Annotated in this window: 12 protein-coding genes; 9 read left to right on the top strand and 3 right to left on the bottom strand. The window is 60.8% G+C overall.

Annotation, left to right across the window (positions count from 1 at the left end):
- The first annotated feature begins 2 nt into the window (after window positions 1–2).
- From thiE to AC4IHP_RS11875, 3 genes are all read left to right on the top strand, one after another.
- On the top strand, window positions 3–626 hold the full coding sequence (gene thiE, locus AC4IHP_RS11885; protein WP_186568855.1) for a thiamine phosphate synthase: 624 nt from the start codon (window positions 3–5) through the stop codon (window positions 624–626).
- 15 nt (window positions 627–641) lie between these two features.
- Window positions 642–1,925, top strand: coding sequence for a glutamate-1-semialdehyde 2,1-aminomutase (hemL, locus tag AC4IHP_RS11880; protein WP_460121651.1), 1,284 nt, complete (start codon window positions 642–644; stop codon window positions 1,923–1,925).
- A 224-nt stretch (window positions 1,926–2,149) separates the two neighbouring features.
- The gene (locus tag AC4IHP_RS11875; protein ID WP_064364065.1) at window positions 2,150–2,704 is read left to right on the top strand and encodes a tetratricopeptide repeat protein; all 555 of its coding nucleotides are present in this window, start codon (window positions 2,150–2,152) and stop codon (window positions 2,702–2,704) included.
- 124 nt (window positions 2,705–2,828) lie between these two features.
- Here the strand turns inward: AC4IHP_RS11875 and AC4IHP_RS11870 are convergent, their stop codons facing one another.
- Window positions 2,829–3,158, bottom strand: a complete 330-nt coding sequence (locus tag AC4IHP_RS11870; RefSeq protein ID WP_016773045.1) for a DUF1820 family protein — start codon at window positions 3,156–3,158, stop codon at window positions 2,829–2,831.
- 132 nt (window positions 3,159–3,290) lie between these two features.
- Here AC4IHP_RS11870 and miaB point away from each other — a divergent pair, with 132 nt between their 5' ends.
- From miaB to lnt, 5 genes are all read left to right on the top strand, one after another.
- Complete coding sequence (miaB, locus tag AC4IHP_RS11865; RefSeq protein WP_460121655.1) at window positions 3,291–4,619, top strand: tRNA (N6-isopentenyl adenosine(37)-C2)-methylthiotransferase MiaB; 1,329 nt, start codon at window positions 3,291–3,293, stop codon at window positions 4,617–4,619.
- A 213-nt stretch (window positions 4,620–4,832) separates the two neighbouring features.
- Window positions 4,833–5,831 (top strand): PhoH family protein, encoded by a 999-nt coding sequence (locus tag AC4IHP_RS11860; RefSeq protein WP_039761794.1) that lies wholly within the window; start codon window positions 4,833–4,835, stop codon window positions 5,829–5,831.
- Window positions 5,824–6,318 carry an rRNA maturation RNase YbeY gene (ybeY, locus tag AC4IHP_RS11855; RefSeq protein WP_016773042.1) on the top strand — a complete coding sequence of 165 codons (495 nt, stop codon included), beginning with the start codon at window positions 5,824–5,826 and terminating at the stop codon, window positions 6,316–6,318. The genes AC4IHP_RS11860 and ybeY overlap by 8 nt, the downstream gene beginning before the upstream one ends.
- A 5-nt stretch (window positions 6,319–6,323) precedes the next feature.
- The gene (locus tag AC4IHP_RS11850) at window positions 6,324–7,163 is read left to right on the top strand and encodes a CorC family transporter (RefSeq protein ID WP_007909641.1); all 840 of its coding nucleotides are present in this window, start codon (window positions 6,324–6,326) and stop codon (window positions 7,161–7,163) included.
- 17 nt (window positions 7,164–7,180) lie between these two features.
- Entirely contained in the window at window positions 7,181–8,704 is a 1,524-nt protein-coding gene (gene lnt, locus AC4IHP_RS11845) for an apolipoprotein N-acyltransferase (RefSeq protein WP_490831752.1), read from the top strand.
- 90 nt (window positions 8,705–8,794) lie between these two features.
- Here the strand turns inward: lnt and AC4IHP_RS11840 are convergent, their stop codons facing one another.
- Window positions 8,795–9,574, bottom strand: a complete 780-nt coding sequence (locus tag AC4IHP_RS11840) for a YdcF family protein (RefSeq protein WP_490831751.1) — start codon at window positions 9,572–9,574, stop codon at window positions 8,795–8,797.
- Window positions 9,575–9,678: 104 nt separating this feature from the next.
- On the bottom strand, window positions 9,679–10,002 hold the full coding sequence (locus tag AC4IHP_RS11835) for a hypothetical protein (RefSeq protein ID WP_024014441.1): 324 nt from the start codon (window positions 10,000–10,002) through the stop codon (window positions 9,679–9,681).
- Window positions 10,003–10,257: 255 nt separating this feature from the next.
- On the opposite strand from AC4IHP_RS11835, the gene leuS reads away from it, so the two are divergent.
- Window positions 10,258–12,864, top strand: coding sequence for a leucine--tRNA ligase (gene leuS / locus AC4IHP_RS11830; protein WP_460121665.1), 2,607 nt, complete (start codon window positions 10,258–10,260; stop codon window positions 12,862–12,864).
- Window positions 12,865–12,881: the final 17 nt, after the last annotated feature.

Raw genomic sequence — 12,881 nt, 5'->3', positions numbered from 1 at the left:
CGATGAAACTACGTGGCCTGTATGCCATCACCGACAGCCAGTTGCTGGCCGGCAAGTTTCTGTCTTACGTGGAGGCGGCGCTGGAAGGTGGCGTCACCCTGCTGCAATACCGCGACAAGAGCAGCGACGAGGCCCGCCGTCTGCGCGAGGCCGAAGCGCTGCGCAACTTGTGCGAGCGCTACAAGACGCAGCTGATCATCAACGATGACGCCGAACTGGCCGCGCGCCTCAATGTCGGCGTGCACTTGGGCCAGACTGACGGCCCGCTGTCGCCGACCCGCGCCCTGCTCGGCTCGAAAGCGATCATCGGTTCGACCTGTCACGGGCAGATCGCCCTGGCCGAACAGGCCGCCAAAGAAGGTGCGAGCTATGTCGCCTTCGGCCGCTTCTTCAATTCCACCACCAAACCCGGTGCGCCGAGTTGCAGCCTCGACTTGCTCGACGAAGCCAAACGCACGCTGCACTTGCCGATCTGCGCGATTGGCGGCATCACCCTCGATAACGCCGCGCCGCTGGTCGAGCACGGTGTCGATCTGCTCGCCGTGATCCACGGTTTGTTCGGCGCCGAGAGCAGCGCCGAAGTGACCCGCCGCGCCCGCGCCTTCAACGAACTTCTGAAAATCTGATTTGAGAGCCCGATCATGTCTCGTTCCGAAACCCTGTTTGCCAACGCTCAGAAACACATTCCCGGCGGCGTCAACTCGCCGGTTCGCGCGTTCAAGAGCGTCGGCGGCACCCCGCTGTTCTTCAAACACGCCGAAGGCGCTTACGTCACCGACGAAGATGACAAGCGTTATGTCGATTACGTCGGTTCGTGGGGCCCGATGATCCTCGGCCACAGCCATCCGGACGTGCTCGACGCGGTACGCAATCAGCTGCAACACGGTCTGTCCTACGGCGCACCGACGTCGATGGAAACCGAGATGGCCGACCTGGTCTGCTCGCTGGTGCCGTCGATGGACATGGTGCGCATGGTCAGCTCCGGCACCGAAGCGACCATGAGTGCAATTCGTCTGGCCCGTGGTTACACCGGTCGCGACAGCATCATCAAATTCGAAGGCTGCTACCACGGCCACTCCGACAGCCTGTTGGTCAAGGCCGGTTCCGGCGCTCTGACCCAGGGCGTACCGAGCTCGGCCGGCGTGCCAGCGGCATTTGCCAAACACACCCTGACCCTGCCGTTCAACGACATCGACGCAGTTGAAACGATGCTCGCTGAAGTGGGCGAAGACGTGGCATGCATCATTGTCGAGCCGGTCGCCGGCAACATGAACTGCGTGCCGCCAGCACCGGGCTTTCTCGAAGGCCTGCGCGCGCTGTGCGACAAACATGGTGTGGTGCTGATTTTTGACGAAGTGATGACCGGTTTCCGCGTCGCCCTCGGCGGTGCCCAGGCGCACTACGGTGTGACGCCGGACCTGACCACGTTCGGCAAGATCATCGGCGGCGGCATGCCGGTGGGTTGCTTCGGTGGCAAGCGCGAGATCATGCAGCGCATCGCCCCGCTGGGCCCGGTGTATCAGGCCGGTACTTTGTCGGGTAATCCGCTGGCGATGGCTGCCGGCCTGACGACGTTGCGCCTGATCAGCCGCCCGGGTTTCCACGCCGAACTGACCGACTACACCGCGCGCATGCTCGACGGCCTGCAACAGCGCGCCGATGCTGCGGGCATTCCATTCGTGACCACCCAGGCTGGCGGCATGTTCGGTCTGTATTTCAGCGGCGCCGACGACATCGTCACCTTCGACGACGTGATGGCCAGCGACGCGGCAATGTTCGGTCGCTTCTTCCATTTGATGCTGGAAGGTGGTGTGTACCTGGCGCCGAGCGCTTTCGAAGCCGGTTTCACCTCGATCGCCCACGGCGAGGCCGAGCTGCAACTGACGCTGGACGCCGCCGAGCGCGCCTTCGCCGCATTGAAATAATTGCCGTACCGCTGACGTTGGCTATAGCCAGCGTCAGCTATCGCCTACATTCGCTCGGTTTTTCCGACGTGCCTGCGGAAATCCTGCCTGAATCGGGCGATATATTCCCCACGCAGCAGAAAAACGAGTAAAGACTTTGTAAGGTTGGCCTCGCTTATTTCATAATGCGCGCTTATTGGATCCCTCGACGGGTCCGCGTGCCCTTCAGAGGTAAGTCGATTCCCATGAACCGCACCGGCCGCACCCTTGCATTGGGCTGCCTGTTGCTCCTTCAGCCCCTGCTCGCGCATGCACAAGCAGGCGGCAACTCGTTGTTGATCCCGGCGATGGGTCGTTGCACCCTCAATACTCAGCCGCAAGACGTCACGCAGGCATTGGCCGCCTGCCAGAAAGCGGCGGACGAAGGGGACGCGCAAGCGCAATACGAGTTGGGTGAGTTCTACTACGACGGCAAGAACGCGCCGCGCGACCTCAATCAAGCCCTGAGCTATTTCGAAAAGGCCTCGCTGCAAGGCCACGCCCAGGCGCAATTCAAGCTCGGCAGCATGTTCTTCCACGGTGAAGGCGTGCAGGCCAACAATATCCAGGCCTACATCGTGCTGAAGATGGCAGCGGTCAACGGGGCCGAAGAGGCGCTGGACACGGCTGACGAAGTCTCGGAAAAGATGTCCCGCGAAGATCTCGAAACCGCCACTCAGGTGCTGGGGCAGATTTTCCGCAAATACCTGATGGAACTGCAGAGCGCCGATGGGCGTACGCCGTTTTCACCGCTGCCCTGATTTTTGCGCCGACCTTTTTGGCCTCTTCGCGAGCAGGCTCGCTCCCACAGAGGATCTTCTGAACACTGGAGATCTACTGTGGGAGCGAGCCTGCTCGCGAATGGGGGCGACACGGTCTTGAAGCTTACTTCTCAGGCATCGGCATCGGAAACGGCATGACATTGCCGACCGCGCCACGGGCTTCGCTGATTTTCGGTGTGCCCAGACGTTCCACTTCATCGATGCGCACGATCGAATGCATCGGCACAAAACTGCGCACCACGCCTTCGAACTGCGCCTTGAGCTTTTCTTCGCTCGGATCGACGACCATTTGCGTGCGCTCGCCAAAGACGAATTCTTCAACTTCCAGGAAACCCCACAGATCACTTTGATAGATCTGCTTGGCGTACATTTCGAACACCTGGCCCTGGTTGAGGAAAATCACCTTGTAGATTGGAGCTTCGCGTTTGGTCATGGCGGGCGGACAACATCGGGGTAAAAATGAGGGCGCGAACTATAGCATAGCCACCGGACGCACAGCGGTAGGAACCTGACGGCTTGTTCCCTATAATGCGCGGTTCTTTGAATCACGTGACGACCCGAATCCATGGCCAAGAAGCTTTACATCGAAACCCACGGTTGCCAGATGAACGAGTACGACAGCTCGCGCATGGTCGATCTGCTGGGCGAACATCAGGCCCTGGAAGTCACCGCCCGCGCGGAAGACGCCGACGTGATTCTGCTCAACACCTGCTCGATCCGCGAACGCGCGCAAGACCGCGTGTATTCGCAGCTCGGCCGCTGGCGCGAACTGAAGTTGGCCAACCCGGACATGGTCATCGCCGTCGGCGGTTGCGTGGCCAGTCAGGAAGGCGCAGCGATCCGCGATCGCGCTCCGTACGTCGACGTGGTGTTCGGCCCGCAGACCCTGCACCGTTTGCCGGAGATGATCGACGCCGCGCGCAGCAGCAAGCTGCCGCAGGTCGACGTCTCGTTCCCGGAAATCGAAAAATTCGATCACCTGCCCGAGCCGCGCATCGATGGCCCGAGCGCGTATGTGTCGGTGATGGAAGGTTGCAGCAAGTACTGCACGTTCTGCGTGGTGCCGTACACCCGTGGCGAAGAAGTCAGCCGGCCGTTCGACGACGTGATCGCGGAAATCATTCACCTCGCCGAACACGGTGTGCGTGAAGTCACGCTGCTGGGGCAGAACGTCAACGGCTATCGCGGCCAGACCCACGACGGTCGTCTGGCCGATCTGGCCGAGCTGATTCGCGTGGTCGCCGCCGTCGACGGCATCGACCGCATCCGCTACACCACGTCGCATCCGCTGGAGTTCTCCGACAGCCTGATCCAGGCCCACGCCGAAGTCCCTGAACTGGTCAAGCACCTGCACTTGCCTGTGCAGTCGGGCTCCGACCGGATTCTCGCGGCGATGAAGCGCAACCACACGGCGCTTGAGTACAAATCCAAGCTGCGCAAATTGCGCGCCGCCGTACCGGGGATCTGCATCAGTTCGGACTTTATCGTCGGTTTCCCCGGCGAGACTGAGAAAGACTTCGAACAGACCATGAAATTAATCGCCGATGTCGGCTTCGATTTCTCCTACTCGTTCGTTTATAGCCAGCGCCCGGGCACGCCCGCTGCCGATCTGGCCGACGACACCCCGGAGGAATTGAAGAAAGAACGCCTGAACGCGCTGCAACACCGTTTGAATCAGCAGGGTTTCGAAATCAGCCGACAAATGGTCGGATCGATCCAGCGCATCCTGGTGACCGATTATTCGAAGAAAGACCCGGGCGAGCTGCAAGGCCGCACCGAGAATAACCGTATCGTCAACTTCCGCTGCGACAATCCCACGCTGATCGGCCAGTTCGCTGACGTGCGCATCGACGCCGCGCAACCGCACTCACTGCGTGGTTCTTTAATTCAATAACGCCGCATTCTCCTGTGGGAGCAAGCCTGCTCGCGAAGGCGGTCTGTCAGACACATCAATTTTGAATGTGTCGCCGCCTTCGCGAGCAGGCTCGCTCCCACAGGTAAAGCGCAGCGGCGCTGATCGGCTGAGATATTTAAGAGCTTTCGCACCCACGCCACTGGCGTTATCCTTGATTTCATCCTAATTGCCCCAGGGCGGCTAAATACGACCTTGAACGCACCCATCGAACCACATCGTTTTCTCCTCGAGCCTTTTGAGGCTCGCCGCTTCGCCAATCTGTGCGGGCAATTCGACGAGCATTTGCGCTTGATCGAACAGCGCCTGGCCATCGAGATCCGCAATCGCGGAAACCAGTTCGAGTTGATTGGCGATCCTAAACTCACCACGTCCGCGGAAAACCTGCTGCGCCGCCTGTACCGGGAAACCAAGGGTACCGAGCTGTCGCCCGATCTGGTGCACCTGTTCATCCAGGAATCGGCCGGCGATGATCTGGACAATCCAGCCCCCGCCGAACCGACCGTCGCCTTGCGCACCAAGAAAGGCATGATTCGCCCACGCGGCTTGAATCAGCAGCGCTACGTGAAGGAAATCCTCGGCAACGACATCAATTTCGGCATCGGCCCGGCCGGTACCGGCAAGACCTATCTGGCCGTAGCCTGTGCGGTAGATGCGCTGGAGCGCGAGCAGATCCGCCGCATCCTGCTGGTGCGTCCGGCGGTCGAAGCGGGTGAAAAACTCGGCTTCCTGCCCGGCGACCTGTCGCAGAAGATCGACCCGTACCTGCGCCCGCTGTATGACGCACTGTACGAAATGCTCGGTTTCGAATACGTCGCCAAGCTAATCGAGAAACAAGTGATTGAAGTCGCGCCGCTGGCCTACATGCGCGGTCGTACGCTGAACAACAGCTTCATCATTCTCGACGAAAGCCAGAACACCACGGTCGAACAGATGAAGATGTTCCTCACGCGCATCGGCTTCGGTTCCACCGCTGTGATCACGGGCGACATCACTCAGGTCGACCTGCCGCGCGGCACCAAATCCGGCCTGCACCATGTGATCGAAGTGCTGAAGGACGTGCCAGGCATCAGCTTTACCCACTTCCAGCCCAAAGACGTCGTGCGCCACCCGTTGGTGCAGCGGATTGTCGAGGCCTACGAGCGCTTCGAGACCCGTGCCGAAGCCGCGAAGGAAGCCTCGCGCGATGCTTGAGCTGGATCTGCAAATCGCCACCGAGGCCAGCGCGCCGAGTGAAGCCGAGTTCCGCCAGTGGTGCGAACTGGCCCTGCGCCAGCGCAGCGCTGATTCGGAAATGACCATTCGTCTGGTCGACGAGGAAGAAGGCCGCGAGCTCAATCACACCTGGCGCCACAAGGATTACGCGACCAACGTGTTGTCGTTCCCGGCCGAAGTGCCTGACGAGTTTCTCGATATCCCGCTGCTCGGCGATCTGGTGATCTGCGTGGCCGTGGTCGAACGCGAAGCCGCCGAGCAGGGCAAGGAACTAAAGGCACACTGGGCACATCTGGTCATTCACGGCTGCTTGCATCTGCTCGGTTACGACCATATAGATGATGACGAAGCCGAAGAAATGGAAGCACTGGAACGCGAGTTGCTTGCCGAACTGGGCTATCCCGATCCGTACGCGGACGACGAAACCGAACACTCCCCCATCGTTACAACAAAGGATTCAGAGTAATCGCTATGAGCGAAGATCGATCGAGCAACGGGCAGAAGTCATGGCTGGGTAAACTGACCCAGGCTTTTGCCCACGAGCCGAAGAACCGTCAGGAGCTTCTCGAGCTGCTGCGTGATGCACATCAGAACAAACTGCTGGACAGCGAAGCGCTGGCCATCGTCGAAGGCGCCATCCAGGTGGCTGACCTGCAAGTACGCGACATCATGGTGCCGCGCTCGCAGATGATCAGCATCAAGGCGACCCAGACACCTCGCGAATTCCTCCCTGCCGTGGTCGACTCGGCCCACTCGCGCTACCCGGTCATCGGCGAAAGCCATGACGACGTAATGGGCGTGCTGCTGGCCAAGGACCTGCTGCCGCTGATCCTCAAGGAGAACGGCGACAGCTTCAACATCAAGGACCTGCTGCGCCCGGCCACCTTCGTGCCGGAGTCCAAGCGCCTGAACGTGTTGCTGCGTGAATTCCGCGCCAACCACAACCACATGGCCATCGTCATCGACGAATATGGCGGCGTGGCCGGTCTGGTGACCATCGAAGACGTCCTCGAACAGATCGTCGGCGATATCGAAGACGAGCACGACGTCGAAGAAGACAGCTACATCAAGCCGCTGCCCAGCGGTGATTTCCTGATCAAGGCGCTGACGCCAATCGAGAACTTCAACGAGTTCTTCGACAGCGAATTCTCCGACGACGAGTTCGACACCGTCGGCGGCCTGGTGATGAGCGCGTTCGGCCACTTGCCAAAACGCAACGAAATCACTGAAATCGGCGCCTATCGTTTCCGCATCCTGAACGCCGACAGCCGTCGGATTCATTTGCTGCGACTGACCCCAATCGCCCGGTAAGAAATCTAAGGACTGAAATGCGCTGGACAACCCGCCCCGGCTGGCCCGGTAATCTGCTGGCCGTGGCGGCCGGTGCAATCACCACGTTTGCTCTTGCCCCGTTCAACATCTGGCCGCTGGCGTTGCTGGCGGTCGGTCTGTTCTATGCCGGCTTGCGTGAACTGAGTCCGCGTCAGGCGCTGGGCCGTGGCTGGTGCTTCGGCTTTGGCCTGTTCGGCGCTGGCACCAGCTGGATCTATTACAGCATTCACCATTTCGGCGGCGCTTCGGTGTTGCTGGCCGGGTTCCTGATGTTGCTGTTTACCGCCGCGATTGCCTGGTTCTTCGCCTTGCCGGCCTCGTTATGGGCGCGCTGGTTGCGCCGTAACGAAGCACCGGTGGCCGACGCGTTGGCGTTTGCGGCGTTGTGGGTCGGGCAGGAAGCGTTCCGCGGCTGGTTCCTCACTGGCTTTCCTTGGTTGTACTCCGGTTACAGTCAGCTTGATGGGCCATTGGCCGGGCTTGCGCCGGTCGGTGGCATGTGGCTGGTGTCGTTCGTTCTAGCGTTGACCGCAGCGCTGATCTACAACGCGCGGCGCTTGCTGCAAAGCGGACGCAAAACCTTTGTCGTGGCCGGTCTGGTGCTGTTGGCTGGACCTTGGGTGGCCGGCATCGCACTTAAGGGCCACGCTTGGACCAGCCCGTCCGGCGCACCACTGAGTGTTGCCGCAATTCAGGGTAACGTCGCGCAAAGCATGAAATGGGACCCGGCCGAGCTCAATGCGCAACTGGCGCTGTACCGTGATCTGAGTTTCCGCTCCAAGCCGGTCGATCTGCTGATCTGGCCAGAAACCGCCGTGCCGGTGTTGAAGGAGTCCGCCGAGGGCTACCTGACGATGATGGGCAACTTCGCCGCCGAGCGTAAATCAGCGTTGATCACTGGTGTGCCGATTCGCCAGACCGTGCATCACGAACGGCGCTTTTTCAACGGCATCACCGTGGTGGGCGAAGGCGATGGTACTTACCTGAAGCAGAAACTGGTGCCGTTCGGCGAGTACGTGCCGTTGCAGGACGTGTTGCGCGGCTTGATCGCATTCTTCGACTTGCCGATGTCGGACTTCGCGCGCGGCCCGTCCGATCAGGCACTGCTACAGGCCAAGGGTTACCAGATCGCACCGTTTATCTGCTACGAGGTGGTCTATCCGGAGTTCGCCGCTGGCCTGTCGGCACGCAGCGACCTGCTGCTGACTATCAGCAACGACACCTGGTTCGGCACTTCCATCGGCCCGCTGCAACATTTGCAGATGGCGCAGATGCGCGCGTTGGAGGCTGGACGCTGGATGATCCGCGCGACCAACAACGGCGTTACTGGCCTGATCAACCCGTTCGGGCAGATTACCGAGCAGATTCCGCAGTTCGAACAAGGCGTGCTGTACGGCGAAGTGGTACCGATGCACGACCTGACGCCGTATCTGCAATGGCGTTCGTGGCCGCTGATCGTGTTGTGCCTGCTGCTGTTCGGCTGGGCGCTGATGGCCAGCCGGATGTCAAAAACCCTTTAAAAGCTTCGCGAGCAGGCTCGCTCCCACATCTGGCATGCATTTCAATGTGGGAGCGAGCCTGCTCGCGAAGAGGGCATAAGCACCACCAAGTCAATCGTGGTTGGCATCACCTTGGTAAAACAACGAATACCCCACCTGCCCCACCGCTTCATTAAGCAACTGCCCGCTCTGCCAGATCGATTTGAATTCCGGCAACCAGCCGCCAAACGGGCGAGCGTTATCCGCACCGAGGAAACCCACCGGTGCCGGCACCACGTCGAATCCCGCCTGTTCAAAGCTCCACACCGCCCGCGGCATGTGCCACGCCTGCGTCACCACGACGACCCGCTTGATCCCCTGCGGCAAGAGGATATCCGCCGTCATCCTGGCATTTTCCCACGTGGTGCGGCTCGCGCCTTCTTGCCAGCGCACCGTTACGTCGAAATCATCACGCAACGAATCCGCCATCAACCTGGCCTCGGTCGGTGGTGTGCCGTAATGCAGGCCGCCGCTGGTCAGGATCGGCAGGCCGGAAGCCTTGGCCAGGCGCGCCGCGTAACGCTGACGCTCGAGTCCCACGCCGGTCGGCTGGTCTTCGCCCCAGGCCAGATCACCGCGCTCGCGCCCCGAGCCCAACACCACAATCGCATCCGCGCGTTGTGCCAGCGTCGTCCATTCCTGGCGGGCCAGTGGCGGCTCGCGCTCCAGCGCTTTGGCACTCCACTGCACCACTACCGGCAGGCTCATCAGCCACAGGCCGCCAAAGCCGAGGGCAAAACACACGCCGGCCAGACGCGGCCGCGAGCGGCGCAGCCACCAGGCGGCTAGCAACAGCAGCAAAAGAATGCCGGGCGGCAGTAAAAGTTGTTTGATGAAATAGCGAAAGGGCATCGGGCATCTCCAAAGATGCCCGAAGCCTAAGAGTGTTGATTACGCGTTACAACCAGTAGGCCGGATCCGGTTGCGAAAGATCCGTTTCATGACCTGCCATGCGCTTACTTGGCCTGCACAGAACGCACCTTGCCGGTGTCTCTGCGCGGCGCCTTGTCCTTGAGCCAGATGACCTTGGCCGAATGTGCCGCATCGAGCTGCTTCACTGCTTGAGACAGGCATCCCTGCGTTTCACGTTCACTGCGATCCAGATAGGCCTTGACCAGTTTGAACTCGGCGGGGCTCAAGCCACGCAATTCCAGTTCCAGGGGGCGCTCGTCGCGCAGCCGGTCAGCGGTTTTCACGGCGTCCAGCGCCATGCCCAGACGATCGATCAACCTTTCGTACAACTCGGGTTTCGTTACGTTTTTTTTCCGTTGCTCCACCATCCCTCACCTCATTGAAGATAAGACTCACTCCCCAGTTAGAGCTTAGCTTCGCTGCACGAACCGGCTACACGCCGCGACCAACGGCCCTCGTTGCCCAAAACGTCTGGCAATCAGCTGTAATCAGGGTTTCCCTCGGCCAAGCGCGGTCATGTATGCTACGGCGCTTCCTGTCATTCCACTTCCAGCGCATTCGGGCCATCCCTGATGCCGCCGTCGAAGAGGATTAGGCCACCCCTATCCAGTACAAAAGTAGCCATGCACGAACAATATCAGCCCCGTGAGATCGAAGCCGCCGCCCAGTCGTTCTGGGATGAGCAAAAGTCCTTTGAAGTCAGTGAACAGCCAGGCAAGGAAACCTACTACTGCCTGTCGATGTTCCCTTACCCCAGCGGCAAGCTGCACATGGGCCACGTGCGCAACTACACCATCGGCGACGTGATCTCGCGCTACCAGCGTATGCAGGGCAAGAATGTTCTGCAGCCAATGGGTTGGGATGCGTTCGGCATGCCGGCGGAAAACGCCGCAATGAAAAACAACGTAGCGCCCGCCAAGTGGACCTACGAGAACATCGCCTACATGAAGTCGCAGCTGCGCAGCCTCGGCCTCGCGGTGGACTGGTCCCGTGAAGTGACCACCTGCAAGCCGGACTACTACCGCTGGGAACAATGGCTGTTCACGCGCCTGTTCGAAAAAGGCGTCATCTACCGCAAGAACGGTACCGTGAACTGGGACCCGGTCGACCAGACCGTGCTGGCCAACGAGCAAGTCATCGACGGCCGTGGCTGGCGCTCCGGCGCGCTGATCGAAAAGCGCGAAATCCCGATGTACTACTTCAAGATCACCGCTTACGCCGACGAGCTGCTGGAAAGCCTCGACGAACTGACTGGCTGGCCGGAACAGGTCAAGACCATGCAGCGCAACTGGATCGGCAAGTCCCGTGGCATGGAAGTGCAGTTCCCGTACAACGTCGACTCGATCGGCGAAGCCGGCACTCTGAAAGTCTTCACCACCCGTCCGGACACCCTGATGGGCGCGACCTACGTCGCCGTCGCTGCCGAGCACCCGCTGGCCACCCTGGCCGCGCAGAACAACCCTGAGCTGCAAGCATTCATCGCTGAATGCAAGGGCGGCAGCGTCGCTGAAGCCGATGTCGCCACCCAGGAAAAGAAAGGCCTGCCGACCGGCCTGTTCGTCGAGCACCCGCTGACCGGCGAGAAGCTGCCGGTGTGGGTCGCCAACTACGTGCTGATGCACTACGGCGACGGCGCGGTCATGGCGGTGCCGGCGCACGATGAGCGCGATTTCGAATTCGCCCACAAGTACAACCTGCCGGTTAAATCCGTGGTGCGCACCAGCTCCGGTGACAGCAACCCGGCGCCGTGGCAAGACGCCTACGGCGAGCACGGCACGCTGATCAACTCCGGCGAGTTCGACGGCCTCGATTTCGCCGGCGCGTTCGACGCCATGGAAGTCGCCCTGATCAAGAAACAACTGGGCGCCTCGCGTACCCAGTTCCGCCTGCGCGACTGGGGCATCAGCCGCCAGCGCTACTGGGGCTGCCCGATCCCGATCATCCACTGCGCCGCGTGCGGTGACGTGCCGGTGCCGGAAGATCAACTGCCCGTGGTATTGCCGGAAGACGTGGTGCCGGACGGCGCCGGTTCGCCGCTTGCGCGCATGCCCGAGTTCTACGAATGCAGCTGCCCGAAATGCGGCGCTCCGGCCAAGCGTGAAACCGACACCATGGACACCTTCGTCGAGTCGTCGTGGTACTACGCACGCTATGCCTCGCCGCACTTCGAAGGCGGTCTGGTGGAAAAATCCGCGGCCGATCACTGGCTGCCGGTGGATCAGTACATCGGTGGTATCGAACACGCCATTCTGCACCTGCTGTATGCGCGTTTCTTCCACAAGTTGATGCGTGACGAAGGTCTGGTCAGCTCCAATGAGCCGTTCAAGAACCTGCTGACCCAGGGCATGGTGATCGCCGAGACTTACTATCGTCGCGAAGCCAACGGTGCTTACACCTGGTTCAACCCGGCAGACGTGGAACTTGAGCGTGACAGCAAAGCCAAGGTGATCAGCGCCAAGCTGAAATCCGACGGCCTGCCGGTGGAAATCGGCGGTACCGAGAAGATGGCCAAGTCGAAGAACAACGGCGTCGACCCACAGTCGATGATCGATCAGTTCGGCGCCGACACCTGCCGCCTGTTCATGATGTTCGCCTCGCCGCCTGACATGAGCGCGGAATGGTCCGACTCCGGCGTTGAAGGTTCGCACCGTTTCCTCAAGCGCGTCTGGCGTCTGGCGCAAGCCCACGTCACCCAGGGCTTGCCGGGCAAGCTCGATATTGCCGGCTTGAACGACGAGCAGAAAACCGTGCGTCGTGCGATTCACCTGGCGATCAAGCAGGCCAGCCATGACGTCGGTCAGAACCATAAATTCAACACCGCCATCGCTCAGGTGATGACGCTGATGAACGTGCTGGAAAAAGCCGCGCAAGCCACCGAACAGGACCGCGCGCTGCTGCACGAAGGCCTGGAAGCGGTCACCTTGCTGCTGGCGCCGATTACCCCGCACATCAGCCATGAACTGTGGAAGCAGTTGGGTCACGCCGATGCGGTGATCGATGCAGGCTGGCCGGCCGTCGACGAAAGTGCGCTGGTGCAGGACAACCTGACCCTGGTCATTCAGGTCAACGGCAAGCTGCGCGGGCAGATCGAAATGCCGGCCAGCGCCACCCGCGAAGAGATCGAAGCCGCCGCGCGCATCAACGAAAACGTGCTGCGTTTCGTCGACGGCCTGACCATTCGCAAAGTGATCGTGGTGCCGGGCAAACTGGTCAACATCGTCGCCAGCTAAATTGGATCGGGTGCCGG

The sequence above is a fragment of the Pseudomonas sp. UF-293 genome (assembly GCF_058245595.1).
This window is presented reverse-complemented; position numbering and strand designations above follow the sequence as displayed.